The organism is Paraburkholderia sp. RL17-381-BIF-C, assembly GCF_046026435.1.
In the GTDB taxonomy this organism is placed as follows: Bacteria; Pseudomonadota; Gammaproteobacteria; order Burkholderiales; family Burkholderiaceae; genus Paraburkholderia.
The window spans coordinates 1-620 of the sequence record NZ_JARESX010000214.1; the positions used below are offsets into that span (position 1 = coordinate 1).

Here is a 620-nt window from a genome sequence, read left to right on the forward strand (position 1 = left end):
TGTCAAGTCCTGGAATAGGTTGACAGTAGTCAGCCACTGAGCGCCCGATGCACCGCATCGGGCGTTTTGTATTTCAGAGCGGCATGCGGTCGCTCCTGGTTGTAGATGCGCACGGACTGTTCGACCATCTTTGCGGCCTGTTCGAGGTTGGCGGGACGCTGCAACAGGAATTCGCCCTTGAGGATGCCGTTGACCCGTTCGGCCAGGGCATTCTGATAGCAGTCGTAGCCGTCGGTCATCGAGCAGCGCAAGTCATAGCGCCGATGGATGTCCTGATAGTAGGTCGAGCAATACTGGATCCCGCGATCGGAGTGATGGATCAACGGCTGGCGGCTCTTGCGTGTGCGCAACGCTTTCTTCAGCGCCTGACTGACCTGTTCGGTCTGCAGGCTGTCGTGAACGTGATGGCCGACGATCTTGCGCGAGAACGCATCGGTGACCAGGCTCAGATATACAAACGGGCCCGCAGTCGGCAGGTACGTGATGTCGGCAACCCACACCTGTTCAGGCCCGGTCGGCACGATCTGATCCGGTCCGGATTTCAGCAAATTCGGATGACGCCGGAAGCGATGGTGGCTTTGAGTCGTCTTGTGGTACGCCCGGTTCGGCACGACCAGCAG

The 620-nt window shown here is 59.2% G+C and carries 1 pseudogene; it reads right to left on the minus strand.

Annotated elements, in window-relative coordinates:
- Positions 1–620 (minus strand): annotated as a pseudogene (locus P0D70_RS36745) (IS3 family transposase); the annotation flags it as partial.